General features: G+C 66.3%; 26 protein-coding genes and 1 tRNA gene. 6 read left to right on the top strand and 21 right to left on the bottom strand.

Annotated elements, in window-relative coordinates:
• Nucleotides 1-36: 36 nt before the first annotated feature.
• From dapF to C0V74_RS04760, 4 genes are read left to right on the top strand one after another with little or no spacing between them, the layout of a single operon-like run.
• The gene (dapF, locus tag C0V74_RS04745) at nucleotides 37-849 is read left to right on the top strand and encodes a diaminopimelate epimerase (protein WP_143250847.1); all 813 of its coding nucleotides are present in this window, start codon (nucleotides 37-39) and stop codon (nucleotides 847-849) included.
• Nucleotides 846-2,018 carry a MiaB/RimO family radical SAM methylthiotransferase gene (locus C0V74_RS04750; protein ID WP_143250848.1) on the top strand — a complete coding sequence of 391 codons (1,173 nt, stop codon included), beginning with the start codon at nucleotides 846-848 and terminating at the stop codon, nucleotides 2,016-2,018. The genes dapF and C0V74_RS04750 overlap by 4 nt, the downstream gene beginning before the upstream one ends.
• Complete coding sequence (gene ftsY / locus C0V74_RS04755; protein WP_143250849.1) at nucleotides 2,015-2,938, top strand: signal recognition particle-docking protein FtsY; 924 nt, start codon at nucleotides 2,015-2,017, stop codon at nucleotides 2,936-2,938. The genes C0V74_RS04750 and ftsY overlap by 4 nt, the downstream gene beginning before the upstream one ends.
• Nucleotides 2,938-3,594 (top strand): inner membrane-spanning protein YciB, encoded by a 657-nt coding sequence (locus C0V74_RS04760; protein WP_143250850.1) that lies wholly within the window; start codon nucleotides 2,938-2,940, stop codon nucleotides 3,592-3,594. Before ftsY ends, C0V74_RS04760 begins: the two co-directional genes overlap by 1 nt.
• Here the strand turns inward: C0V74_RS04760 and C0V74_RS04765 are convergent.
• The 10 genes from C0V74_RS04765 to C0V74_RS04805 form a co-directional block, all read right to left on the bottom strand.
• Nucleotides 3,591-5,498: a potassium transporter Kup gene (locus C0V74_RS04765; RefSeq protein ID WP_143250851.1), complete on the bottom strand. Its 1,908-nt coding sequence runs from the start codon at nucleotides 5,496-5,498 to the stop codon at nucleotides 3,591-3,593. The two genes, C0V74_RS04760 and C0V74_RS04765, sit on opposite strands and share 4 nt — an antisense overlap.
• 76 nt (nucleotides 5,499-5,574) lie before the next feature.
• Nucleotides 5,575-6,204, bottom strand: a complete 630-nt coding sequence (locus C0V74_RS04770) for a tetratricopeptide repeat protein (protein ID WP_143250852.1) — start codon at nucleotides 6,202-6,204, stop codon at nucleotides 5,575-5,577.
• Nucleotides 6,201-6,605, bottom strand: a complete 405-nt coding sequence (locus tag C0V74_RS04775; RefSeq protein WP_143250853.1) for a cytochrome c-type biogenesis protein — start codon at nucleotides 6,603-6,605, stop codon at nucleotides 6,201-6,203. Before C0V74_RS04775 ends, C0V74_RS04770 begins: the two co-directional genes overlap by 4 nt.
• The gene (locus C0V74_RS04780) at nucleotides 6,602-7,132 is read right to left on the bottom strand and encodes a DsbE family thiol:disulfide interchange protein (protein ID WP_143250854.1); all 531 of its coding nucleotides are present in this window, start codon (nucleotides 7,130-7,132) and stop codon (nucleotides 6,602-6,604) included. The genes C0V74_RS04775 and C0V74_RS04780 overlap by 4 nt, the downstream gene beginning before the upstream one ends.
• Nucleotides 7,129-9,075 (bottom strand): heme lyase CcmF/NrfE family subunit, encoded by a 1,947-nt coding sequence (locus C0V74_RS04785; protein ID WP_143250855.1) that lies wholly within the window; start codon nucleotides 9,073-9,075, stop codon nucleotides 7,129-7,131. Before C0V74_RS04785 ends, C0V74_RS04780 begins: the two co-directional genes overlap by 4 nt.
• A complete protein-coding gene (gene ccmE / locus C0V74_RS04790; RefSeq protein ID WP_143250856.1) occupies nucleotides 9,072-9,542 on the bottom strand; it encodes a cytochrome c maturation protein CcmE in 471 nt (156 codons plus the stop codon). The genes C0V74_RS04785 and ccmE overlap by 4 nt, the downstream gene beginning before the upstream one ends.
• Nucleotides 9,539-9,676: a hypothetical protein gene (locus C0V74_RS12845; RefSeq protein WP_168194153.1), complete on the bottom strand. Its 138-nt coding sequence runs from the start codon at nucleotides 9,674-9,676 to the stop codon at nucleotides 9,539-9,541. The genes ccmE and C0V74_RS12845 overlap by 4 nt, the downstream gene beginning before the upstream one ends.
• On the bottom strand, nucleotides 9,676-10,416 hold the full coding sequence (gene ccmC, locus C0V74_RS04795) for a heme ABC transporter permease CcmC (RefSeq protein WP_143250857.1): 741 nt from the start codon (nucleotides 10,414-10,416) through the stop codon (nucleotides 9,676-9,678). The genes C0V74_RS12845 and ccmC overlap by 1 nt, the downstream gene beginning before the upstream one ends.
• Nucleotides 10,417-10,491: 75 nt before the next feature.
• Nucleotides 10,492-11,553 carry a Glu/Leu/Phe/Val dehydrogenase dimerization domain-containing protein gene (locus C0V74_RS04800; RefSeq protein WP_143250858.1) on the bottom strand — a complete coding sequence of 354 codons (1,062 nt, stop codon included), beginning with the start codon at nucleotides 11,551-11,553 and terminating at the stop codon, nucleotides 10,492-10,494.
• 39 nt (nucleotides 11,554-11,592) lie between these two features.
• Nucleotides 11,593-11,669, bottom strand: a tRNA-His gene (locus C0V74_RS04805).
• A gap of 170 nt (nucleotides 11,670-11,839) precedes the next feature.
• On the opposite strand from C0V74_RS04805, the gene C0V74_RS04810 reads away from it, so the two are divergent.
• Together C0V74_RS04810 and C0V74_RS04815 are read left to right on the top strand one after the other, a co-directional pair.
• Nucleotides 11,840-12,472, top strand: a complete 633-nt coding sequence (locus C0V74_RS04810; RefSeq protein WP_143250859.1) for a 2OG-Fe(II) oxygenase — start codon at nucleotides 11,840-11,842, stop codon at nucleotides 12,470-12,472.
• Complete coding sequence (locus C0V74_RS04815) at nucleotides 12,469-13,011, top strand: MOSC domain-containing protein (protein WP_143250860.1); 543 nt, start codon at nucleotides 12,469-12,471, stop codon at nucleotides 13,009-13,011. Before C0V74_RS04810 ends, C0V74_RS04815 begins: the two co-directional genes overlap by 4 nt.
• A 107-nt stretch (nucleotides 13,012-13,118) precedes the next feature.
• Here C0V74_RS04815 and rpmE read toward each other — a convergent pair whose 3' ends face one another.
• The 11 genes from rpmE to tsf form a co-directional block, all read right to left on the bottom strand.
• A complete protein-coding gene (gene rpmE, locus C0V74_RS04820; protein WP_131624397.1) occupies nucleotides 13,119-13,343 on the bottom strand; it encodes a 50S ribosomal protein L31 in 225 nt (74 codons plus the stop codon).
• Between the two features lie 98 nt (nucleotides 13,344-13,441).
• Nucleotides 13,442-13,924: a 3-hydroxyacyl-ACP dehydratase FabZ gene (gene fabZ / locus C0V74_RS04825; RefSeq protein ID WP_143250861.1), complete on the bottom strand. Its 483-nt coding sequence runs from the start codon at nucleotides 13,922-13,924 to the stop codon at nucleotides 13,442-13,444.
• Between the two features lie 28 nt (nucleotides 13,925-13,952).
• Complete coding sequence (locus C0V74_RS04830) at nucleotides 13,953-14,633, bottom strand: OmpH family outer membrane protein (RefSeq protein ID WP_143250862.1); 681 nt, start codon at nucleotides 14,631-14,633, stop codon at nucleotides 13,953-13,955.
• Entirely contained in the window at nucleotides 14,633-17,344 is a 2,712-nt protein-coding gene (gene bamA / locus C0V74_RS04835; RefSeq protein WP_246844967.1) for an outer membrane protein assembly factor BamA, read from the bottom strand. The genes C0V74_RS04830 and bamA overlap by 1 nt, the downstream gene beginning before the upstream one ends.
• 211 nt (nucleotides 17,345-17,555) lie before the next feature.
• Complete coding sequence (rseP, locus tag C0V74_RS04840; RefSeq protein ID WP_143252165.1) at nucleotides 17,556-18,674, bottom strand: RIP metalloprotease RseP; 1,119 nt, start codon at nucleotides 18,672-18,674, stop codon at nucleotides 17,556-17,558.
• Nucleotide 18,675: 1 nt separating this feature from the next.
• Entirely contained in the window at nucleotides 18,676-19,830 is a 1,155-nt protein-coding gene (gene dxr / locus C0V74_RS04845; protein WP_143250864.1) for a 1-deoxy-D-xylulose-5-phosphate reductoisomerase, read from the bottom strand.
• Complete coding sequence (locus C0V74_RS04850; RefSeq protein WP_246844968.1) at nucleotides 19,830-20,552, bottom strand: phosphatidate cytidylyltransferase; 723 nt, start codon at nucleotides 20,550-20,552, stop codon at nucleotides 19,830-19,832. The genes dxr and C0V74_RS04850 overlap by 1 nt, the downstream gene beginning before the upstream one ends.
• Entirely contained in the window at nucleotides 20,542-21,183 is a 642-nt protein-coding gene (uppS, locus tag C0V74_RS04855; protein WP_143252166.1) for a polyprenyl diphosphate synthase, read from the bottom strand. The genes C0V74_RS04850 and uppS overlap by 11 nt, the downstream gene beginning before the upstream one ends.
• Nucleotides 21,184-21,247: 64 nt before the next feature.
• A complete protein-coding gene (gene frr, locus C0V74_RS04860) occupies nucleotides 21,248-21,805 on the bottom strand; it encodes a ribosome recycling factor (RefSeq protein ID WP_131624385.1) in 558 nt (185 codons plus the stop codon).
• The gene (gene pyrH / locus C0V74_RS04865) at nucleotides 21,805-22,539 is read right to left on the bottom strand and encodes a UMP kinase (protein ID WP_143250866.1); all 735 of its coding nucleotides are present in this window, start codon (nucleotides 22,537-22,539) and stop codon (nucleotides 21,805-21,807) included. The genes frr and pyrH overlap by 1 nt, the downstream gene beginning before the upstream one ends.
• A gap of 154 nt (nucleotides 22,540-22,693) precedes the next feature.
• Nucleotides 22,694-23,620, bottom strand: coding sequence for a translation elongation factor Ts (gene tsf, locus C0V74_RS04870; protein ID WP_131624381.1), 927 nt, complete (start codon nucleotides 23,618-23,620; stop codon nucleotides 22,694-22,696).
• Nucleotides 23,621-23,674: the final 54 nt, after the last annotated feature.

Consider the following 23,674-nt stretch of genomic DNA (forward strand, 5'->3'; position numbering starts at 1 on the left):
GACGCCGCCGCCGCCCCCGCATAGAGCCCGCGCGCGATGCGGGTACCCTTCGTCAAGATGCACGGCCTCGGCAACGACTTCGTCGTGATGGATGGCCGGAGCGAGCCGCTGCCGCCGGTCACCGCCGGGCAAGCGGCCGCGCTGGCGGATCGGCGCACCGGGATCGGCTGCGACCAGCTCATCCTCCTGGAACCGTCCAACATCGCGGATTTCCGCATGCGCATCTTCAACGCGGACGGCAGCGAGGTGGAGGCGTGCGGCAACGCCAGCCGGGCGGTGGCGCTGCTTCAAGGCAGTGCAGCGCGCGTGGAGACGTCCGGCGGCACGATCGCCCTTGCCCCGACTGACGGCGGCGCCCGCGTCGACATGGGTGAGCCGCGCTTCTCCTGGGAATCGATCCCCCTTGCATACGCGATGGATACGCTGACCATGCCTGTCTCGTGGGAGGACCTCGAGACGCCATCTGCCGTCAGCGTGGGCAACCCTCACGTGGTGTTCTTCGTGCCCGATCTGGAGCAGGTCCCGCTGGAACGGCTGGGACCGGAGATCGAGCGCGATCCGCTGTTTCCGGAACGGATCAACGTGAACGTGGCGCAGATCACCGGGCCGAATTCCATCCTGCTCACGGTCTGGGAACGCGGCGCCGGTCTGACTCGCGCCTGCGGGACCGGTGCCTGCGCTACCACGGTTGCGGCCATCCGCCGGCGCTTGATCGCGGGGCGGTCCGCCAGCGTGACCCTCCCCGGGGGCACGCTCGAGATCGAATGGACCGACGCGAACCGGATCATCATGACAGGCCCGGCGGCGGAAAGCTTCCGCGGCACATTCGACTGGGCCACGTTCGCATGAGCGCGGAGGTGATTTCGCTCGGCTGCCGGATGAACTTGGCCGAAGGGGAGCGCATTCGCGCGTTGCTGGGCGACGAGAGCGATACGGTCGTGATCAATTCCTGTGCCGTTACGGCCGAGGCCGCCCGGCAAACGCGCCAGGCGATCCGCCGCGCGCGGCGTGCGCGGCCCGATGCGCGCCTCGTGGTGACCGGCTGCGCCGCCGAGATCGACCGGTCGGACATTGGTGCGATGAGCGAAGTGGACGGGATCGTCGCGAATGCCGCCAAGCTGGACCCGCGCGCCTGGAACGCGTCATCTGCGCGCACCACCCCGGCCCCACGACATACGCGCGCGTTCCTTGCGGTGCAGAACGGCTGCGATCACGCGTGCACCTTTTGCGTGATCCCGCAGGGGCGCGGTGCCAGTCGATCGACCCCGGTCGCGCAGGTCCTGCACGAGCTCGAGCGCGAGCTCGCGAGCGGAGCTGGCGAGGTGGTATTGACCGGCGTGGATCTGACCAGCTGGGGGAACGACCTTGCCGGCCTCCCCCGCCTAGGCGACCTGGTCACGGCGATCCTGTCGACATTTCCGGCTCTCCCCCGACTGCGGCTGTCCTCGCTCGATGGCATCGAGATCGATCCTCTGCTGGAAGATCTGCTGGCTAGCGAGCCGCGGATCATGCCGCATATCCACCTGTCGGTTCAGCACGGTCACGATCTGATCCTCAAGCGCATGAAGCGGCGTCATTCGCGCGGCGATGCCGTGTCCCTGGTCGAGCGGCTGAAAAGGCGCCGGCCGGAGATCGCGATCGGCGCCGATCTTATCGCGGGTTTCCCCACTGAAAACGAGGCGCATCACGCTGCCAATCTTTCGATCGTGCGAGAACTCGGCGTGGTTCACGGCCATGTCTTTCCGTATTCACCGCGACCTGGAACGCCGGCTGCAAGGATGCCGCAAGTGGCGCGCGCTGCCGTGAAGGCGCGGGCCGGCGAGTTGCGTGCGGCCGTTGCCGACGTGCGCCGCGAATGGCTCGACCGGCAGATCGGCCGCCCGCTATTGGTGCTCGCAGAGGCGGACGGCACCGGCTACGCGGAAAACTTCGCGCGGGCGCGGCTGCCCGCAGGAACGCCGCGGGGTGCGATTGTCCCCATCACTCCCACCTCCATCGAGGAAGGCCTGCTCGCATGAGCGAACCCACCTGGACCGAGCGCCTGTTCGGCGGTTTCCGCAAGACGAGCGAAAAACTCGGCCAGAACCTGGCCGGGGTGGTCGGAACCGCGCGACTGGACGACGCGACGCTCGACGACGTCGAGGACGCGTTGATCATGTCGGACCTCGGCCCGGCGGCGGCGCAGCGCATTCGCGAACGGCTGGCGGAGAAGCGCTTTGGCCTCGACATCACCGAAGCCGATCTCAAGCAGGCCGTTGCCGAAGAAATCGCCGCCATTCTGCGGCCCGTCGCCAAGCCGCTGGAGATCGTTGCTTTCCCGCGGCCGCAGGTGATCCTGGTGATCGGCGTGAACGGAAGCGGCAAGACCACGACCATCGCCAAGCTCGCGCATTGGCTCAAGGAAGATGACTACGCGGTCATGCTCGCCGCAGGAGATACCTTCCGCGCCGCCGCGATCGGGCAGTTGGCGACCTGGGCCGAGCGCGTGGGAGTCCCGATCATCAGCGGCCCGGAGGGAGGCGATCCGGCAAGCATCGTATTCGATGCCGTCAAGCAGGCCACGTCGATCGGCACCGATGCGCTGATCGTCGACACCGCTGGCCGATTGCAGAACAAGCGCGAGCTGATGGAGGAGCTGGCCAAGATCCGACGCGTGCTTGGCCGGCTTAACCCCGAGGCGCCGCACGACGTGATCCTGGTGCTCGATGCCACCAACGGCCAGAACGCCCTCGCACAGATCGAAACGTTCAAGGAAGTCGCGGGCGTGACCGGCCTGGTGATGACCAAGCTGGACGGCACCGCGCGTGGCGGGGTGCTGGTGGCCGCGGCCGAGCAGTTCGGCCTCCCGATCCACGCGATCGGCGTGGGCGAGAAGATCGACGATCTAAGACCCTTCGACCCTGACCTGGTCGCGCGGGTCATCGCAGGAGTGGCGTGATGAACGACGGTAGGCAAAAGCCATCCGGGTGGCTCAACGTCCTGGTCGACTACGGGCCACTGATCGTGTTCCTGGCCGTGTTCAAACTGTCCGATCCAGGCGGAGACGACATCGGCGGGACGATCGCAGCGATCATTCGCGGCACCGGCGCATTCATCGTCGCAGCGATCGCGGCATTGATCTTCAGCCGGGTGAAATTCGGCCGCGTGTCGCCGATGCTATGGCTTTCCACCGGACTGATCATCGGGTTCGGCGGTCTCACCATCTTCCTTGGCGAACCGTTCTGGGTCCAGATCAAGCCGACCGTAATCTACCTGCTGTTCGCGGCCGCATTGCTGATTGGTTATGCTCGCGGGGCCGCTCTGCTGGAAGTGCTGCTGGCCGCGGCCTTCGAAGGGGTCGACCGGGCCGGCTGGCTCAAGCTGTCGCGGAATTGGGGGCTGTTCTTCCTCTTCCTGGCCGCCCTTAATGAGGCGCTGCGGTACTTCTATAACGCAGAAAACGGCGGCTTCGAAACCTGGTTGTGGGCCAAGCTGTGGGTGTTCATGCCGCTGTCGTTCCTGTTCACCTTTACTCAGATCCCGATGCTGCTGCGACACGGCTTGAGCTTCGAGGATCGCGACGAAGTGCTGAAGGACCAGCCGCCGACCGACTAAATCTCCAGCTGGCTGCCGAGTTCGACCACGCGGTTCGGTGGCAGACGGAAGAACTGCATCGCGGTTGCCGAGTTGCGCAGCATCCAGGCAAACAGCTTCTCACGCCAGATTGCCATACCGGGCCGCTTGCTCGCGATCAGTGTCTGGCGGCTGAGGAAGAAGCTGGTGTGCATCATGTCGAACAACCCGCCGCATTCGGCGTTCGCCTTGAGCGCCGCGGGGACATCGGTCTCGTCCATGAAACCGTAGTGCAGGACCACGCGGTAGAGCCCATCGCCGACGGTATGGATTTCGAACCGTCGGCCCGGATCGACATAGGGCACGTCCGCGATCTCGACGGTCAGGATCACCACCCGTTCGTGCAGCACCTTGTTGTGCTTGATGTTGTGCAACAGCGCGCTCGGCACGCCGCCGCTGTTGGACGCCATGAAGATTGCGGTTCCAGGAACGCGGGTCGCGGAATTCTTGGCGCTCTTGGCGAAGATCGCGATCGGCAGGGCCACTTCGCTCATCCGGTCGCGCATCAGCTTGCGCCCCCGCGCCCAGGTGGTGAGCAGAGTGAAGCCGATCGCCCCCACCAGCAGCGGGAACCAGCCGCCGTCCGGCACCTTCGAAAGGTTGGCACCGAAGAACGCGCCGTCCACCAGGAAGAACAGGCCGACCACCGGCGCCATAGTCCACCAGCGCCAGCGCCAGACCGCCATGAACAGCACGGCCATCAGACAGGTGTCGATGAACATCGCGCCCGTCACCGCGATGCCATAAGCGCTGGCAAGGTTGGACGAATTGCGGAACGTCAGCACCAGCAGGATGACGGCGATCATCAGCACCCAGTTGACAAACGGGATGTAGATCTGCCCATGCTCGGTCTCGCTGGTGTGCAGGATCGACAGGCGAGGCACGAAACCCAGCTGGACCGCCTGCTGAGTGACCGAGAACGCGCCGGTGATGACCGCCTGGCTGGCGATAAAGGTGGCACACGTGGCCAGCAGCACCAGCGGCAATCGAAAGCTCTCGCTGGCCATGACGAAGAACGGGTTCTTGATCGCTTCGGCGGCAGCGGCTGCCTCGAGGTTCATGATCATCGCCGCTTGCCCGAAGTAGTTGAGCAGCAGGCACGGCATGACGAAACCGAACCAGCCGATCCGCAAAGGTCCGCGTCCGAAGTGTCCCATGTCCGCGTAAAGCGCCTCCGCGCCCGTAACCGCCAGCACGACTGACCCGAGCGCCAGGAACCCCAGCAACTTGTCGGTCATGAAGAACTGGACCGCGTACCAGGGATTCAGCGCCGCGAGCACGCCCGGATTGTCGATGATCTGAACCAGGCCCAAGGCGGCGAGCGTGGTGAAGTAGACCAGCATGATCGGCGAGAAGAGCTTGCCGATCGCTGCCGTCCCGCGCTTCTGGAGCAGGAACAGGCAGATCAGCAGGCTGAGGGCGATCGGGATGACGAAGGGAGCAAGCCCTTCCTCAACCGTCGTCAGCCCCTCGACCGCGGACAGCACCGACACCGCCGGGGTGATCATGCTGTCGCCATAGAACAGGGCCGTCGCGAACACTGCCAGCAGCACCGCGATCCAGCCCCGACTGGTGCCGCCGACCTTCTGGGAGATCAAGGCGACCAGCGCGAGAGTGCCGCCCTGCCCGCGGTTGTCGGCGCGCATCAGAATGGCAACGTACTGGAGCGAAACGACGATCGTCATCGCCCAGAAGATCAGGCTCACCACGCCCATGATGTGCAAGGTGTCGAGCGTCAGCGGATGCGGACCGACAAACGTTTCGCGGAAGGCATAGATCGGGCTGGTGCCGATATCGCCGAACACGATACCGACCGCCCCCGCCGCCAGCTTGACCTTGGCGGAGGTTGTCTTGCCGCCCCCTGGGGGGTCGACGGCTACGCTCATTGGCGGGGTACCCCTGCTGCGAAGGCCGCGGCGCTTAGCACCGCCGCCGACCGCCTGCAACCGAGGCGCACGTTGGTCACCGGGTTCCCATTCGCGCGATCAGTACGTCCAGCCGATCGAGCCGTTCCTTCAGCCCCTCGCGCCACGGCGCATCCGCTGGTGCGCGGGCGAGCATGTCGCTCCACAGCTGGCGCGCCTCCGCCGGACGCCCTGAATTGATCAAGGCGATTCCCAGAAAGAACCCCGGTCCCGGGTTCGCCGGGGCCTGCTGCTCGGCCCGGGAGAATGCGTACGTCGCGGCGGGGGTCAGCTGGCCTTCGGCGTTCTCCACCAACGCGTTGGCCAGCGCCAGCCAGGCTTCGGCATCGCGGGGATTTTCTTCAAGCGACTTGCGCAAGATGCCGGCGGCATCGGAAAACTGGCCGCGGCGAGCGAACGCGTCGGACACCGTAACGAATCGGCTGGGCGGAAGCGGCCCGTACAGCTCGCGCCGCGCATCGACCAGCGCCACGCCCACATCCCGGGCCTCCCTCGCGGCAGCCTTTGGCGCTCCCGCGTAGCCGGGTGAACCTTGCAAGGCATAGCCCGCCAGCCCGAACAGCAGCGCCGCACCGAACAGGGCCCAGCCGGCGCGCGGCAAGCGCAGCATCAGCGCGGCCAGCGCGAACGCCGCGGCCGCCAACAGGATGACGGGGAGGAAACTCATCGCCCTGCACCGAAGCGGCGCCACAGCAGCAGCGCGGCGATGACCAACAGGATCAGCGGTCCGGCGAACAGCGGCCAGGTGGTCCGGCTGACCTGCGGCGCGTAGCTGACATAGTCGCCGTACCGCTCCATCATCCATTCGCGGATCTGTTCAGGTTCTTCGCCTGCCGCGAGGCGGATTCGCACCTGATGGCGCATGTCGCCCGCCATCGGCGCGTCGCTGTCGGCGATGGACTGGCTCTGGCACTTGAGACAGCGCAGCGTCGCCATCAGCCCCTGCGCCCGCGCCTCCAGCGCAGGATCTTCCAGCTGCCGATAGGCATAGGGAGCCGGCGGCATGGTGTCCTGCGCTGCCACGGGGACGGCAAGCAGAGCGAGCAGGAAGGTGGCAATCCGCTTCATTCGCCAGCCTCGGCCAGCTTCTCGAGAAGGATCGGCACGTGGCTTTTGCGGATGTCGCCTATGTGCTGGTAGCGGATCACGCCCTGGCCATCGACGACGAAGGTTTCGGGAACCCCCGAGCTGCCGATAGCCAGCTGCAGTTCGGACAGGTCATCGGCGCCGATCCTGTCGAACGGGTTGCCATACCGTGCCAGGAACGCGGCGACATCCTCTGGCCGGTCGCGGATGGCCACACCGACGATCGGAGCACCTTGCGCCTTCAACGCAGCCAACTGGGGCGCCTCGGCCGCGCACGGGACGCACCAGCTCGCCCAGATGTTGAGCAGCTTGGGCTTGCCGTCCTTCAAGTCCGCGAGCTTCAGTCCGGGACGGTCGGACGTGGCAGGCCGCATCGCAAAGGCCGGGATCGGCTTGCCCACCATGGCGGAATGGACAAACTCGTCCTTCGGCTGGGTCAACTGCCACGCCGCGACGCCAAGGAAGGCGGCGAAGATGGCGAGCGGCACGAAGAAGCGCCACGAATTCATGCGCTCAGCTCCGCTCGCCGGGCCGCACCCTTGCGCGCAATGGTCCGTCGGCGCAGATCCTGTGCCAGGCGCCCCAGCAGCGCCAGGACACCGCCGAACGCGATCAGCAAGCCGCCGAACCAGATCAGGGTGACAAACGGCTTCCACCACAACCGCACCTGCCAGCGCTCACCGTCAGCTGCCTTCCCAAGCACGGCGTAAAGCTGCCCGTTCCAGCGGGTTTCCAGCGCGCTTTCGGTGGTCTCCTGCGGAGGCGTCCAGAAACTGCGGGCCTGCGGGGCGAGCCGTACGGGTATGCCCCCAGAATAGCTTGCGAGCATGACCCCCTCGATCGCGTTCCAGTTCGGACCCGCGACCGGCGACACCGCAGCCAGCGTAACCCGCCACGACCCGATCTCGGCGCTATCACCGATCTTCAGCGCGGCAAGCCGTTCTTCGCTGAACGCGCTGTCACTCGCCATGCCGATCAGCGCCACCGCGATCCCGAAATGGGCGACCACCATTCCCCAGGTCGCCAGCGGCAGGCGGGTCAGCTTGCGCCCGCGCAGCGGCAACAGGCTCGCGACCGCCAGCCCGGCCCCGAGCGCGAGCCCCAGCAGCGGCAGCACCCCGGGTCCGGCAAAGGCTAACACCCCGACGAGGACTGCCAGCGCCACCAGTCCGGCCGCGATCAGCGGCGCCTTGACCCGCTCCAGCCGGTCGCGCCGCCAGCGCAGCAGCGGTCCTGCCGCCATCACCAGCAGCATCGGCAGGGTAAAGATCGCACCCGCGGGATCGAAGTAAGGCGGCCCGACCGAAACCCGCACGCCCACTGCCTCGGTCAGGAGCGGGTACAAGGTTCCCAGCAACACCACGCCCAGGATCGCCGAAAGCATGACATTGTTGATCACCAGCGCGCCCTCGCGGCTGACGAGGGCAAACCTCTCCCCTTCGGCCACTGTCCCCGCGCGAAAGCCGAACACTGCCAACGCCCCGCCGATGTAGATCATCAGCAGCGCGAGGATGAATGCGCCCCGTTCAGGATCGACGGCAAAGGCGTGAACGCTGGTCAGGATGCCCGATCGCACCAGAAACGTGCCGATCATGCTCATCGAAAACGCCACCACGCCGAGCATCACCGTCCAGGTCCGCAAGGCGTCGCGAGCGGCCAGCACGCTGGCGGAATGGAGCAAGGCGGTCGCCGCCAGCCACGGCATCAGCGAAGCGTTCTCGACCGGGTCCCAGAACCACCAGCCGCCCCACCCAAGCTCGTAATACGCCCAGTAGGAACCGGCGGTGATGCCGATGGTCAGGAAGATCCAGGCACCCAGCACCCACGGCCGCATCGCCCGGGCGAAGTCCGGGGTCACGCTGCGCGTCAGCAGAGCGCCGACGACGAAGCTGAAGGCGACCGAGAGACCGACGTAGCCCAGGTACAACGTGGGCGGATGGAAGGCCAAACCGATGTCCTGCAGCAACGGGTTGAGGCCGTTGCCCTCTAACGCCGGCACCGGCAGGCGTTCGAACGGATTGGAGCTGAACAGCAGGAATGCGTAAAAACCCAAGGCGACGAACCCCTGCGCAGCCAGGGTTGCCTGCATGGTCCGTTCCGGCAGCCGCCGCTCGAGGAACCCGATCAGCGCGCCCGCCGCGCTCATGACGGTGACCCACAGCAGCATCGAGCCTTCGTGATTGCCCCATGAGCCGGCGAGCTTGAACACCATCGGCTTCATGGAGTGCGAGTTCATCGCCACCAGCTTGACCGACAGATCAGTGCGCGCGAACAGCCACACGAGCATCGCGAACGAGAACAGGCACAGCGCCCCCTGGACGACGGCTGCAGGACGAGCCAACAGCGCCAATTCGCTGTCCTCCTGCCGGGCGGCGAGACCCCCCGCCACCAGCTGCAACGCGGCCAGCGCAGCGGCCAGCCACAGCGCAGCAAGGCCAAGTTCGGCGATCACGTGCCGGTCGTCTCTTCGACCACGAGCTTCTTTTGCGCGGCGGTCATCTCCTCCAGCTCCCGAGGGACGTAATTTTCGTCATGTTTGGCAAGCAGGTTGTCGGCCACGAAGGTCCCGTCAGTTTGCAAGCGCCCCTCGGCCACCACGCCAGAACCCTCCACGAAAAGATCGGGCAGGATCCCGGAGTAACGCACCGGGACTCGCGCCTTGCCATCACCAACCACGAAATCGACGGTGACGCCGTCCGGGCGGGTGACCATCGAGCCGGTTTCGACCATCCCCCCCAACCGCACCGCGCGATCTGCGGCGGGGCGCTCTTCCACCATCTCGCTCGGGACGTAGAAATAGCTCGCCTGACTACGCAGCGCCCAGGTCGCGATCAGGGCGGCGGCAATCAGAACCACCACTGCGAGCACCACCAAGGCGAGCCGCTGATGCTTGGGCTGCAGGCCCCGCGTTTCGCTCATCGCCCGGCACCTTCACGGCGCTGTTCGGCACGGCGCATGGCCAGCCAGCTCCACGCGAGGAGCGCGAGCGTGCCCAACACGCCGATCGCGTAGGCAGCAAGAATGAACGGCCAGGGGTCAAGCGTCTCGCGCATCACGCTTGTGCCGGTGCCAGATCGACTTCGCGCGCCCGCCGCCGCAGCCGCGCCTCGGCCTGGGTCTGGGCCAGCAGCGCACGCATGCGCATCAGCACGATTGCGGCGAACAGCAGCGTGAAGCCCAAGGTCGCGACGAGCAACGGCCAGAGGAATTCCGGTGCCATCGAAGAGTTGCCCATCGAGATGCTGGGGGGCTGATGGACCGAATAGAACCAGATCACCGAATAATGGATCACCGGAAGGTTGACGATGCCGACCAGGCCGAAGATCGCCGGTATACGCCTGGAGGCACCTTCGCGCGCGGTCGCGCCCGCCAGCGCGATGTAGGCTAGGTACAGGAACAGCAGCACCAGCATGCTGGTCAAGCGGCCATCCCACACCCACCACTTGCCCCAGGCGGGTCGTCCCCACAGCGATCCGGTGACGAGGCAGAGCGCGGTAAAGAACGCTCCCGGCAGCGCGGCGGCCCGTCCCGCGATCGCGCTCAACGGGTGACGCCAGACGATCTCGGTGAAACTGGCGGCGGCGATGGTCAGCCAGCCGGCCATGCCCAGCCAGGCGGCCGGCACGTGGAGGTACATGATGCGGACGGTTTCGCCCTGCAGGCGCTCTGCCGGCACTTGGGTCAGCCCCCAGGCGAGGGAGCCCCCGGTGACGATCACCCCGAGCACGAGCAGCCACGGCGTCACCGGACGCGCGAGGCTCAGAAAGCGTTTGGGATTGGCGAAGCCGTGCATCGGAAAACCGTCCGCGCCGCTTTGGCAGGGTGCGACAGGCGCGGCAAGCATCACGCCGCCCCCCGCGCCTGATATTTAGCGCCCGATCAGCTTCTGCGCCATGCGGTCGGCCACCACGTCGGAAGAAACGCCGGTACGGTCGCTTTCCTGCCAGATGGCGCGCAGACGATCGGGGATTTGCGCGAGCCGCTTGCGGACCTCGTTGATGTCGCACGGATGACCTTCGGTGCGGCACAGATACTCGAGCGCCACCGAAATGATGCCGCCGGCGTTGATCACATAATCGGGCGCGTAGAGGATTTCCCGCTCCGCCAGCAGACCGCCGTGCTGCGACCGCGCGAGCTGGTTGTTCGCGCCGCCAGCGACGATCGCACAGTCGAGGCGGGCGATACCCTCTTCGTCCAGGATCGCGCCGAGAGCGTTGGGGCTGAAGACATCGCACGCGACCGACATGATCTGGTCAGGCGCCACGGCTTCCCCATCGGTTTCCAGGGCGAGCGACCGGGCGCGCGCTTCGTCCATGTCGGCGACCACCAGCCGGGCACCGTCTTTCGCGAGCAGCCGGGCCACCCCGCCGCCGACGCTGCCGGTACCCTGCACCGCCACCCGAACGCCCTGCAGCGAGGTCTTGCCCAGCTTGTGCTCCACCGCCGCCTTGATGCCAAGGTAGATACCCATGGCGGTGAACGGCCCCGGATCGCCGCCGGCCTCGCCCTCGGCCACAGGCAGGCCGGAGACAAACTTCGTGTGGCGCGAAACCTCGACCATGTCCGCTTCGGAAATGCCGACATCCTCGGCGGTGACGTAACGTCCGCCGAGCGCGTCGACCGCACGACCGAATGCAGCCAGCATTTCAGGGGTCTTGCGCTTGTCGCGCGGCGCGAGGATCACCGCCTTGCCGCCGCCCATCGGCAGGCCGGCCATGGCATTTTTGTAACTCATTCCGCGACTTAGCCGCAGGGCATCGCGCATCGCATCGGCGCTATCGGCATAGTGCCAGAAGCGGGTGCCGCCGGCGCCGGGTCCGAGATGCGTCGAATGCAGCGCGATGATCGCGGTCAGCCCGGAAGCCCGATCGTGGACCACCTCGACCAGTTCGTGATCGTCGTAATCCGCCTGAGTCCAGAAAGCCGTCATCGGTTTGCCTGCGCTAAGTGGCGGCAAGGACAGGGAAAATGGGGCGATCGAGGGGTCTCGAACCCCCGACCTCCGGTACCACAAACCGGCGCTCTAACCAACTGAGCTACGATCGCCACATGCCCTGCTGCATGCCAAGAGGCCCGGGCAGATAGACCCCCCTGAGGCGCCGTCAAGCGGCATCCCACGGGGCGAGCGCCTGTTGCACAAGCCCTGCCGATTGGGAAGGGAAAACTGCGCAGGATGACTTGCGGCGCAAGATTGTTTCGCCACTAACAACGCACAAATGATGCAACTTGGCGAATCCTCGGCTGACATCCTGTCGCAGACGCCGGGCGTCCAGCGCGCGCCCTTCGCCGACCTGGAGCTGTTCCAGCGCAAACAGTTCCTGGCACCCGCTTTGTGCGCGGCGCTGATCGAACTGATCGAAGCCGGCCGGCGGCCCTCCACCATCGCCGATGCCAATGGCGACGCGCTGTTCCGTACCAGCGAGACCTGCGATCTCGATCCCGACCACCCGGCGGTTCGCGAGCTGGAAAGCCGCCTGGTGGCCCTCAACGAAATCGATCCGGCACACGGCGAGCCGGTCCAGGGGCAACGCTATGCCCCGGGGCAGGAGTTCAAGCCGCACACCGATTACTTCGATCCGGACGGCGCCGATTGGGAGCGGTATTGTGCTGTGTCAGGCCAGCGGACCTGGACGTTCATGGTCTACCCGAACAGCGTGGAGGCCGGCGGCGGCACCCGTTTCGTGGCGGCGAAGAAGATCGTTCAGCCGGAAGCAGGCAAATTACTGGCATGGAACAACCGGCGGGCCGGCGGCGAACCCAATCCGGCGACGCTCCACCACGGAATGAAGGTGCGCAGAGGCGTGAAGTACGTGATCACCAAATGGTATCGGGAGGGGCCCTGGCGATGAACAAACCGCACGTGTTCGGCCTCGCCCGCAGCATGGCGCATCACTTTTCCAAGCTTCCCTGCGACAGCCTGTGCCTGATCGAGGGGCTGGGGGTGGAAGGCGACGCCCATGCCGGGGTGACCGTCCAGCACCTGTCACGGATCAAGCAGGATCCCGACCAGCCGAACCTGCGGCAGGTCCACCTGATCCATGCCGAGCTGCTCGATGACCTGGTTGAGCACGGCTATGTCCTGGCGCCCGGCGCGCTGGGGGAAAATGTCACGACTCGCGGGATCGACCTGCTCGCCCTGCACGAGGGTACCCGGCTGCATATCGGAGAAGCGGTGATCCGGGTGACGGGTCTGCGCAATCCGTGCCGCCAGATCGACGACTTCATGCCCGGACTGCTCAAGCACATGATCGAGAAGCCCGCCGATGGTTCGCTCAACCGCAAGTGCGGGGTCATGGCGGTGGTCGAGCACGGTGGCGAAATCGCCGTCGGAGCACCGATCAGGATCGAGGAGCCGGCTGGACCGCGCCGGAGACTGGAGCCGGTGTAAGCGCACGCCGGTGTAGAAGCACGCTGGTGTAGACGCACAAAGGGCGGCCCCGCAGGACCGCCCAGGTGTCTTGTGCTGAGGCCCCGGAACGAGTCCCGGGCCGCGGCTTACTTCTTGAGGGTGAGCCCACCGAAGCGCTGGTTGAACTTGGCCACGCGGCCGCCTTCCTGCAGCTGCTGCTTGCCACCGGTCCACGCCGGGTGGCTGGTCGGATCGATATCCAGCGCCAGCGTGTCGCCTTCCGAGCCCCACGTCGAACGGGTCTGGAATTCGGTGCCGTCGGTCATCTTGACGGTGATCATGTGGTAATCGGGGTGGGTATCGGCCTTCATGGCATATGCTCCGTAGCCTCGGAACGGTTCCGACCGGTCCAGCTGTGATGAGAAAGGCGCGCGCTTAGCGATGGCGACGCGGATTGGCAAGCGCGGCGTCAGTCCTTGGGAGGATCGGCGATCATCGCGGTGAACTCGACCTCGCAAGTCGTTTGCCCTTCCACGCTGGCGCGGCCCTTGAACTTGCACACCCGGCTCGACTTGCGGGTGAATTCCACTTCGAGGTCGAGCAGGCATCCCGGCTCCACCGGCGCGCGGAACTTGGCGTTCTCGATCGCCATGAAGATCACCAGCTTGCCGGTGCCCGCCAGCTCGAACGTCTCGATCCCGAGCACGCCGGCGGCCTGGGCCAGCGCCTCGATCTGCAGCACGCCCGGCATGATCGGGCGACCGGGGAAGTGCCCTTGGAAGAACTGCTCGTTGAACGAAACCGCCTTCACCGCATGAATCCGCTCCCCGAGGTCGATCGAGCGAACCCGATCGACCAGCAGGAGCGGATAACGGTGCGGCAGGGCCTTGAGCACCTTCAAGATATCGTACGGCGTCTGGCCGGCGTTACCTTGGGTGTTGATGTCGCTCATCGGCCCTGCCCCCGGTTTCGGCCTGGTCTTAGCGGCCGGTCGCGGCCGGCGGGTTCTGCGGCACGGTCGGCACGGCTGCCCCGCCCTGCGCGGCGGCCGCCTGCTGTTCGCGGATTTCGCGCGGGAGCCAGCCTTCCGGCGGCACCAGCTGCGCGCTCGGCAGCAGGGTGTTGAGTTCGTTCAGCACGTCCTGCGTGATGTTGTACGCCGCATCGGCATAGATCACCGCGCCCTGCGTGGGATCGAGAATCAGCTGGATGTTCTTGCGCTTGGCGGCATTCTGCACCGCGGTGTCGAGGCGATCCTCGATCTGTTCGGTGACATAGGCGCGGCTCAGCGAAATCGGCGCGAGCAGCTGCTGCAGTTCCTGCTGACCGGACTGGCCGATCTGCTGGATCGTCTGCCGCTGCGCATTGAGCGCGGGGTTGTTGGCGTCCGCCGCTTGGTCCGCGTTGTACTTGGTGAGCAGCGGCTGGAGCTGGGCGGCAATCGCCGCGCGGCGCGCTTCGGCAGCATCGACCTGCGCCTTGTACGTCACCGGGCGCTGGGTCTCGGCCGTCTTGTAGGCGTTGGAATTGGCCACCACCGCGGGGAGGCTGACCACGCCGATGCCCTTGACGACCTGCGCCGCGGCGGGCGCTGCGATCATCGGCGATGCGGCCGCGAACATGATCCCGGCGGCCAGCGCCGGCTTGAGATAGCTCTTCATCAGAATTGAGTTCCTACGTTGAATGTGAATCGCTTCGTGTCATCACCGGCACGCTTTAAGAGCACGTGAGCAAAATCGATCCTGAACGGGCCGAACGGCGAGTTCCAGTTGACCCCGATGCCGACCGACAGGCGCGGGCTGGGGGAATCGCCCAGGAACACCTCGCGGAACGGCGGAATCGAACTGATCAGCGCCGTGTTGGTGTTGGTCCCGAGGCAGCTCGGCGGATTGGGATTGGTCGGGTTGGTCACCGTGGTGACGTCGCCAGCCGCCGTGCCCGGGGTGCAGACAGGCGTTCCGCCGCCGGTCGGCGTGACCAGAGTGGCAACGTTGATCTGGGTGAACAGCGGGCTGCCGCTGGCATCGCGGATCGGGAATTCGAAGCCGGTCGGGAAGGTGCTGCTGCTGTCGTTGAGCTGCGGGGTGCGAACGCCCCACAGCGCGCCGACATCGGCGAAGATCGACGGCCGCAGGCCAAGTTCCTGCGCCCCGCTGCCCAGCGGAATCTCCAGCTCGGCCCGGCCAAGGTAATAGTAGTTACCGCCCAGTGCATCGTCCGACACGCTGCGCCGGTCGGTCAGTTCCAGGAACTTGGTCGGATCGGTGCTGGCGGGATCGTCCACCAGCGGGCGCCGGATCACGCGCGGGCCAACCCCGCGGATCGCGAACCCGCGGAACTGCGGCTCACCCAGGAAGAAGCGGTCGGTCAGGCGGACGTCGCCATCGCCCAGTCCCTTGATCGCCCCACCTTCGATCGAGGTGGAGAAGATGAACCCACCGCCCAGCGGCCAGAACTGCGAAGCCTTGCCGCGGATGCGGGCGAACTTCACCGATCCGCCCAGCCCGGCGAATTCCGCGCCCAGCGAGATCGAGCGACCGCGGGTGGGCCGCAGGCGGCTGTCCAGCGAATCGTACACCACGTTCACGCCCAGGATCGAGCTGGTCCGGCTGCCCACTGCGTCGCACAGGTACCGGCCCGCCAGGATCGGGTTGCACGACAGGTTGCCGGCCGCATCGGGAGTGAAGAACCGGTTCCGGTCGAGCGTCACGTCGTCGAAGTTCAGCGTGTAGCTGGCGACCGCCGACATGTACTCGGTCAGCGGCACGCCCAGCCGCACCTGGCCGCCGGTGGTGGTCTGCTGGAAGGTCGTGTTGCGGGTGTTGTTCAGGAAGTTGAAGCTGTTGGTGTCGCGCCGGTAGAGGTCGACGCCCATCGAGATGTTGCGATCGAACACGTACGGTTCGGCAAAGCTGATGTTCGCGCTTTTCGAATAGCGCGAATAGTTCACCCCGAAGCCGACGGTCTGGCCGCGGCCGCGGAAATTGCGCTGCTGGATCGACGCGGCGAGGATGAAGCTTTCGATCGACGAGAAACCGGCCGAGAGCTGAAGCTGACCGGTGGGCTGCTCCTCCACGTTGGCTTCCAGCACGATGCGATCGGGCGTGCTGCCGTCCTTCTGCGCGACTTCGAAACTGTCCTGGAAATATCCCAGCGACTTGATCCGGTTGGTCGTGCGCTTGACCTGCAGCGAGTTGAACGCATCGCCTTCGACCAGGCGGAACTCGCGGCGCAGGACCTTGTCCTGGGTCAGCGTGTTGCCGTTGACGTCGATCCGCTCGACATAGACGCGCGGCGCTTCCTTCAGCACGAAGGTCAGGCCCATCGTCTTTTCTTCGCGGTTGGGGCGGTACTGCGCCTCCACGTCGGCAAAGGCATAGCCGAAGGTGCCGGCCAGTTCGGTGAACTGTTCCTCGGTGTCCTGCACCTGCTTGCCGTTGAACCAGTCGCCTTCCTTCAGCGGCAGGTTGCGGGTCAGCACGTCGCTGTCGAAATCGCGGATCTCGCTGCGCACGGCGACATCGCCGAACTTGTAGCGCTCGCCTTCCTCGACCACGTACGTGATGATGAAGTCCTGCTTGTCGGGCGTCAGCTCGGCCACCGCGGACACGACGCGGAAGTCGGCGTAGCCCTCGGTCAGGTAGAACTCGCGCAGCTTCTGCTGGTCGAACGCCAGCCGGTCCGGATCGTAGCTGGTGTTGGAGCTGAGGAAGCTGGTCAGGCGCGCCTGCTTGGTGACCATTTCGCCGCGCAGGTCGCTGTCGGAAAACGCCTCGTTGCCGATGATGTTGATCTGGCGGACCTTGGACTTGGGCCCTTCGTTGATCTCGAACACCACGTCGACGCGGTTCTGCGACAGCTCGACCATCTTGGGCTCAACCGTCGCGGCGAAGCGGCCCTGCCGCTTGTACAGCTCGACGATGCGGGCGACGTCGGCGCGGACCTTGGAACGAGTGAAGATCTGGCGCGGGGCCAGCTTGATCTCGGGCGTGATCTTGTCCGACTTGATCCGCTTGTTGCCTTCCAGCACGATGCGGTTGATCACCGGGTTCTCGACCACGGTGACGATCACGTCACCGCCGTTGTTGACGATGTTGGCGCTGGAAAACAGCTCGGTCGCGTAGAGGTCCTTCAGCGCCTGATCGGCCGCGGCCTGGGTGTAGACCTGACCGGTGCGCAGGCGGATGTACGACACGATCGTGTTGGCTTCGAGCCGCTGGGAACCCGAGACCGAGATCGAACGGATGACGTCAGCCTGCGGGGCCACGTCCGCGGAAGCGCCCGGCACAGGGGCAGCATCCTGCGCCAGGGCAACCGCGGGTATGCCGCTCAGCACGGTTCCGCACAGCAGGGACAAAGCCAGTCTGGTCATGCCCGGCCGGGTGCGTGAACCGGCGATTTCGCGTGCCATCATTGAGGTGGGACTCCCGTCCAAATTCCAAGTTGTGCGCGAAGGTGCGCGCCCGCCGCCTGCCGGTTACAGGCCCGGCGGCACGTGCGTGCGCCCTTGCCCGATAGCGGGGTCCCGATCAAGCGGTGCGGCACCGCTTGTTCCCGCGCTGCGATCCCCGAACAGAGTGCTGCTAGCGCCCGAGGATCGGCAGCGAGAGCAGGTCGTTGATCGTGACGAACACCATCAGCGCAAGGATCACCGCCACGCCGGCGCGGAACGCCACTTCCTGACCGCGAGCGCCGATCGGCTTCCGGCGGACCGCTTCGGCCGCGTAGAAAGCCAGGTGCCCGCCGTCGAGGGCGGGGATTGGCAACAGGTTGATGAATGCCAAATTAAGCGAGATCAGCGCCGCGAACCACACGAACGCCTGCGGCCCAAGGCTGAGCTGCTCGCCCGAAAACTTGGCGATCTTGATCGGGCCGCCCAGTTCCTGCACCGACCGGTCGCCGGTGACGATCTGGCCGATCCCGACCACCATCATCTCGGCCATCTGCCAGCTTTGAACAAACGCCTGGCCCACCGCCTCGCCCACGCCCATCGGCACCATCCGCGGCTCGACCGCGTAGATGCCGAGCACGCCGACGCGCGATTCGTTGCCGAACGTGTCGCGCTGGATCATCTCGCCGACCGTGACCGGGATCTCCACCGTATCGCCTTCGCGGTCGACGGTGAGTTCGATCGCGCGGCCGGGATAGAGCGCGACCTCGCGCCGGATGGCCATGAAATCGCTGACCGGCGCACCGTCGAGCGCGACGATCCGGTCGCCCGCCTCCAGCCCCGCCGCTTCCGCCGCCGATCCGGCAGCGAACCGGTCGACCACCGGCGGTGCCTCGACCCGGCCATACGCGAGGTTGAACGAGGCGAAGATCGCCAGCGCGACGACGATGTTGGTCAGCGGGCCGGCCAGCACGATCAGCGATCGTTGCCACAGCGGCGCATGATGGAAACTGCCGTCGCGTTCCGCCGGGCTCATCGCCGCGACCTTGGCCGCATCGGGCATCGAGGCGGGGTTCATGTCGCCCTTGAACTGGCAATATCCCCCCAGCGGCAACGCCGACAGCTTCCAGCGGGTGCCGTGCTTGTCGGTAAAGCCGGCGATCTCCTTGCCGAACCCGACCGAGAACGCCTCCACCCCGACGCCGAACAGCCGGCCCATCAGGTAATGGCCGAACTCGTGCACCGTCACCAGCGGCCCCAGCAACAGCAGGAAACCGACAATGTAGAGCCAGAAGGGGGGGCTTTCGATCAACTCAGGCAAGCTCCAGCATGGCGGTCACCCGTGCGCGGGTCGCACGGTCCAGATCAAGCACTTCGGCAAGGGTTTGCGGGGCGGGCGGGAGGTTGCCTTCCTCCAGCGCGCGCGCGACCAATGCGGCAATATCGGTGAACGCGATCTGACCGGCGAGGAAGCGTGCGACCGCGATCTCGTTCGCCGCGTTCAGCACCGCCGGTGCCGCCCCGCCCGCCTGGGCCGCCTCACGCGCCAGGCGGGTGGCGGGAAAGCGCGCTTCGTCGGGCGCCTCGAAGGTCAGCGTGCCGAGCGCCGGCAGGTCGAGCGGCGCCATCGGCGTCTCCATCCGTGCAGGGTATGCAAGACAGCTGGCGATCGGCACCCGCATATCGCTGGGACCAAGCTGCGCCAGGGTCGATCCGTCGCGGTATTCGACCATCGAGTGGATCACGCTCTGCGGGTGGACCACGATGGCGATCCGATCGAGCCCTACGGGGAACAGGTGGTGCGCCTCGATGAATTCGAGGCCCTTATTCATCATTGTCGCCGAATCGACGCTGATCTTGGCGCCCATGTCCCAGTTGGGGTGCGCGACGGCCTGCGCGGGCGTGGCGGATTGGAGCCGCGCCGCGTCCCACGTCCGCAGCGGACCGCCACTCGCGGTGAGCGTGATCCGCCGCACATCCTCGATCCGGTTTCCGGCGAGGCACTGGAAGATCGCGTTATGCTCACTGTCCACCGGCAGCAGCGTCGCCCCGTGCCGCGCGACCGCGGCGGTCATGACGTCACCGGCGGAGACCAGCGCTTCCTTGTTGGCGAGCGCGATCGTGCCGCCCTGCTCGATCGAGGCCATCACCGGGGCGAGGCCCGCGCAGCCGACGATCGCGGCAACAGTCAGGTCTGCCGGCCGCGCGGCCGCCTCGATCAGCGCGGATGCTCCGCCCGCGGTCTCGATCCCGCTCATGCCGAGCGCATCGCGCAGTTCAGGCAGGCAGCTTTCATCCGCCACCACCGCGATTTCCGCGCCGAACTCGCGCGCCAGAGCGGCCAGTTCCTGCGCGTTGCAGTTGGCGGTCAGCGCAACGACCCGCCAGTCATCCCGGTTGCGCCGGATCAGGTCGAGCGTCGAGGCGCCCACCGATCCGGTCGCGCCGAGGATCGAGATCGTCCGCATCAGTTGACCAGCGTCGCTGCCAGCACGCCGACCGCGATCGCCACCGGCAACATGCCGTCGACCCGGTCGAACACGCCGCCGTGCCCCGGAATAAGCGTGGAGGAATCCTTCACCCCCGCCCGCCGCTTGAGCCAGCTTTCGAAGAAGTCGCCCGCCTGTGCCAGCACGGCGAGGATCGCGCCGAGCACCGCCGCGAGCCCCAGGTTTTCCGCGATCAGCGGCAGGCCCAGCTCAAACCGCGGGCCGGCGATCCCGCCGTCGATCGCGACGATCCACAGCACCACCCACAAGCCTGCGCCGATCATCCCGCCGATCACGCCAGCCCAGGTCTTGTTGGGGCTGATCGACGGCGCCACCTTCGGGCCGCCGATGGTACGCCCGCTGAAATAGGCGAAGGTGTCGGTGAAAACGGTCACCCCGATGATCAGCACGATCAGGAAATCGCCCGCGCCCGCCAGCACGCCGCCGGCAAAGCCGAAGTACAGCGCGCCCGCCAGGATCGCGGCGAGGCGGATGGCGACGCTCCCCGTCGCCTTCATCACCAGCATCACGAATTCGGCGAACGCGACCAGCGCCACCAGCACCACGAATGCATCGAACACCCGCCCGCCGATCACCAGCGCGGCGATGGTCACCGCCAGCATCAGCAGGGCCGAAGCGAGCCGCACCGGCAGGTCGCTGCGCCTTGCTCGCGGCGCTGCCGGGCTAATCCTATCGTCCACCAAACCGCCTCTCCCGGCGCGCGAAGTCGTCAAGCGCATCGCTTAAATGCGCCGGAGTGAAATCCGGCCATAGCACGTCGGTGAACATCATTTCGGCGTAGGCGCACTGCCACAACAGGAAGTTCGACAGCCGCACCTCGCCGCTGGTGCGGATCAGCAGGTCGAGCGGCGGCAGGGCTGCCGTATCGAGGTGGCGCTCGATCGCCTCGGCGGTGATCGCTCCCTCCTCGGCGGCGCGTGTCGCGGCGCGGGCGATTTCCTGCTGCGAACCATAGTTCAGCGCGACCGCCAGCGTCCGGCTGCCCTTGGCGGTCTGTGCCAGTGCATCTTCGAGCAGCGCGACGATATCGGGCGCAAGAACGCGCCAGTCACCCAGGATGTGCAGCTTGACGTCGTTGGCGATGAATTCGGGCAAGTCCGATTTGATGAACTTGCGCATCATGTTCATCAGATCGTCGACCTCATCCTCCGGTCGCTTCCAGTTTTCGGAGCTGAAGGCGTACAGCGTCAGGCACTCAATGGACGTGTCATGCAAGCTGCGGACGAGCTTGCGCACCGCCTCCACCCCGCGTTGGTGCCCGACCACGCGCGGCAGGTGGCGCGCCTTGGCCCAGCGCCCGTTGCCGTCCATGATGATCGCAACGTGCCGTGCGACCCCGGCCTCGTTCGTCACCCACGCGCTCCCGTCCGGGTGCTCACTGAGTGAGGATCTCCTTCACCTTCGCCGCGACGACGGCATCGGTGTCGGCGACGTGCGCGTCGGTCAGCTTCTGGACGTCTTCCTCTGACCGCTTGCGATCGTCTTCGGAGATGTCCTTCTTCTTCTCGTCGTCCTTCAGGTTCTCCATCCCGTCGCGGCGGACGTTGCGGATCGCGATCTTGGCCTTTTCGCCGTATTCGCCGGCCAGCTTGGCCAGTTCCTTGCGCCGTTCCTGCGTCAGGTCGGGCAGCGGCAGCCGCAGGGTCTGGCCGTCGATCATGGGGTTCAGGCCTAGGTTGGCCTTGGCGATGCCCTTTTCCACCGCGGTGAGGTTCGCCTTGTCCCACACCTGGACGCTGAGCATCCGCGGCTCGGGCGCCGACACGGTGGCGACCTGGTTCAAAGGCATCATCGCGCCGTACACTTCGCACACCACCGGATCGAGCAGCGCAACATTGGCGCGCCCGGTCCTGAGGCCGCCGAGATCGCTTTTGAGCGATTCCACCGCGCCCTTCATCCGCCGCTCGATGTCGGCCTTGTCATACTTTGCCATCAGGCTTCTCCCGCGTCATCGGATTGAACGATTGTCTGCACGCCCTGCCCGCTCAGCACCCGCGCCAGATTGCCCTGTTCGCGGATCGAGAACACCACGATCGGGATGTCATTATCGCGGCACAGCGCCACGGCGGATGCGTCCATCACCTTGAGATTGTCTGCCAACACCCGGTCGTAAGTCACGGTATCGAAACGGCGGGCGGTCTGGTTTTTCTTGGGATCGCTGTCGTACACACCGTCGACGCTGGTCCCTTTCAGCAGGGCATCGCAGCGCATCTCGGCCGCGCGCAGGGCGGCGCCGCTGTCGGTGGTGAAGTACGGCGCGCCGACGCCGGCAGCGAAGATCACCACGCGGCCTTTTTCGAGATGCCGTTCGGCGCGGCGGCGGATCACCGGTTCGCACACTGTGTCCATCTGCACCGCTGACTGGACGCGGGTCTGCACCCCGATCTGTTCGAGCGCGTTCTGCATCGCCAGCGCGTTCATCACGGTCGCCAGCATGCCCATGTAATCGGCCTGCGCGCGGTCCATCCCGGCAGCCGCGCCCGCCATCCCGCGGAAGATATTGCCGCCGCCGATCACCAGGCAGATTTCAAGGCCGGTATCCTTGGCCGCCTTCACTTCCTGGGCGAGCTCCGCCACGAACGCGGGGTCGATGCCGAACTGCTGGCTGCCCATCAACACCTCGCCCGACAGCTTGAGGAGCACGCGCTTAAGGGGTGGCAGGGCCATGAAGCTGGTTTCTCGTGTAACGGCCGGGGCGGATTGCGCGCTCTTATAGGCGGCGGGACCCCTGCGGCAAGGGTCGGCGGTGAGGGTCGCGAGGGCTACAAACGAAAGCGGCCGCCGGATCGCTCCGGCGGCCGCCCGTGGTTCCGGTTGGCGCTCAGCCCTTGACCGCGGCCGCGACTTCGGCGGCGAAGTCGGTCTCTTCCTTCTCGATGCCTTCGCCGAGCTGGAAGCGGACGTAATCCTTGAGCACGATCTCCGCGCCCGCCTGCTTGCCGGCGGCGGCGACGACGTCGCTGATGGCGGTCTTGTTGTCCATCACGAACAGCTGGCTGAGCAGCGCGTTCTCCTTGGCGAACTTCTTGACCGCGCCTTCGACCATCTTGGCCTGCACGTCAGCCGGCTTGCCGCTCTCGGCAGCCTTGTCGGCGGCGACCTTGCGTTCGCGCTCGATCACTTCCGCGTCGAGGCCGTCAGCGTCGAGCGCCTGCGGGAACGCGGCGGCGATGTGCATCGCCAGCTGCTTGCCGAGGCTTTCGAGCGCGCCCTTGTCGGCGGTCGATTCCAGCGCGACCAGCACGCCGATCTTCCCGAGGTTCGGCGCGGCGGCGTTGTGAATGTACGGTACCACCACGCCCTGGTTCACCGACACATGCTTGATCCGGCGGACCTGCTGGTTCTCGCCGATGGTCGCGACATTGTCGGTCAGCTTGTCGGCTACCGTGCCGCCGTCGGGATAGGCGGCGCTCTTCAGCGTTTCGACGTCATTGGCGCCGTCCGTCAGCGCCACTTCGGTGACCTTGCGGACGAAGTCCTGGAACTTGTCGTTCTTGGCGACGAAATCGGTCTCGGAGTTGACCTCGACGGCCACGCCCTTGGTGCCCTCGACGGCCACGCCGACCAGGCCTTCGGCCGCGGTGCGGCTCGATTTCTTGGCGGCGGTGGCAAGCCCCTTGGCGCGCAGCGCGTCGACCGCGGCTTCGATGTCGCCGTTCGTCTGCTCGAGCGCCTTCTTGGCGTCCATCATGCCCGCGCCAGTCTTCTCGCGCAGGTTCTTCACGTCGGCGGCGGTGAAAGCAGCCATGTCAGTCTTCCTTCTTGGTATCATGCGGCGCGGCGCCGGATTTGAGCCCGGCGC

Origin of the sequence: Altererythrobacter sp. TH136, assembly GCF_007065885.1 — a bacterium.
Classification (GTDB): Bacteria; Pseudomonadota; Alphaproteobacteria; order Sphingomonadales; family Sphingomonadaceae; genus Tsuneonella.

Coding starts and splice junctions, on each gene's coding strand:
- C0V74_RS04800 (WP_143250858.1), bottom strand. CDS start 11,553: ATGACGGCTTTCTGGACTCAGGCGGATTACGACGATCACGAACTGGTC.
- ccmC (WP_143250857.1), bottom strand. CDS start 10,416: ATGCACGGCTTCGCCAATCCCAAACGCTTTCTGAGCCTCGCGCGTCCG.
- C0V74_RS04765 (WP_143250851.1), bottom strand. CDS start 5,498: ATGAGCGTAGCCGTCGACCCCCCAGGGGGCGGCAAGACAACCTCCGCC.
- C0V74_RS04815 (WP_143250860.1), top strand. CDS start 12,469: ATGAACAAACCGCACGTGTTCGGCCTCGCCCGCAGCATGGCGCATCAC.
- C0V74_RS04760 (WP_143250850.1), top strand. CDS start 2,938: ATGAACGACGGTAGGCAAAAGCCATCCGGGTGGCTCAACGTCCTGGTC.
- dapF (WP_143250847.1), top strand. CDS start 37: ATGCGGGTACCCTTCGTCAAGATGCACGGCCTCGGCAACGACTTCGTC.
- C0V74_RS04830 (WP_143250862.1), bottom strand. CDS start 14,633: ATGAAGAGCTATCTCAAGCCGGCGCTGGCCGCCGGGATCATGTTCGCG.
- tsf (WP_131624381.1), bottom strand. CDS start 23,620: ATGGCTGCTTTCACCGCCGCCGACGTGAAGAACCTGCGCGAGAAGACT.
- C0V74_RS04775 (WP_143250853.1), bottom strand. CDS start 6,605: ATGAAGCGGATTGCCACCTTCCTGCTCGCTCTGCTTGCCGTCCCCGTG.
- fabZ (WP_143250861.1), bottom strand. CDS start 13,924: ATGAGCGACATCAACACCCAAGGTAACGCCGGCCAGACGCCGTACGAT.
- bamA (WP_246844967.1), bottom strand. CDS start 17,344: ATGACCAGACTGGCTTTGTCCCTGCTGTGCGGAACCGTGCTGAGCGGC.
- C0V74_RS04810 (WP_143250859.1), top strand. CDS start 11,840: ATGATGCAACTTGGCGAATCCTCGGCTGACATCCTGTCGCAGACGCCG.
- C0V74_RS04770 (WP_143250852.1), bottom strand. CDS start 6,204: ATGAGTTTCCTCCCCGTCATCCTGTTGGCGGCCGCGGCGTTCGCGCTG.
- ccmE (WP_143250856.1), bottom strand. CDS start 9,542: ATGAGCGAAACGCGGGGCCTGCAGCCCAAGCATCAGCGGCTCGCCTTG.
- frr (WP_131624385.1), bottom strand. CDS start 21,805: ATGGCAAAGTATGACAAGGCCGACATCGAGCGGCGGATGAAGGGCGCG.
- pyrH (WP_143250866.1), bottom strand. CDS start 22,539: ATGGCCCTGCCACCCCTTAAGCGCGTGCTCCTCAAGCTGTCGGGCGAG.
- C0V74_RS04750 (WP_143250848.1), top strand. CDS start 846: ATGAGCGCGGAGGTGATTTCGCTCGGCTGCCGGATGAACTTGGCCGAA.
- dxr (WP_143250864.1), bottom strand. CDS start 19,830: ATGCGGACGATCTCGATCCTCGGCGCGACCGGATCGGTGGGCGCCTCG.
- ftsY (WP_143250849.1), top strand. CDS start 2,015: ATGAGCGAACCCACCTGGACCGAGCGCCTGTTCGGCGGTTTCCGCAAG.
- C0V74_RS04780 (WP_143250854.1), bottom strand. CDS start 7,132: ATGAATTCGTGGCGCTTCTTCGTGCCGCTCGCCATCTTCGCCGCCTTC.
- uppS (WP_143252166.1), bottom strand. CDS start 21,183: ATGGACGGCAACGGGCGCTGGGCCAAGGCGCGCCACCTGCCGCGCGTG.
- rpmE (WP_131624397.1), bottom strand. CDS start 13,343: ATGAAGGCCGATACCCACCCCGATTACCACATGATCACCGTCAAGATG.
- C0V74_RS12845 (WP_168194153.1), bottom strand. CDS start 9,676: ATGCGCGAGACGCTTGACCCCTGGCCGTTCATTCTTGCTGCCTACGCG.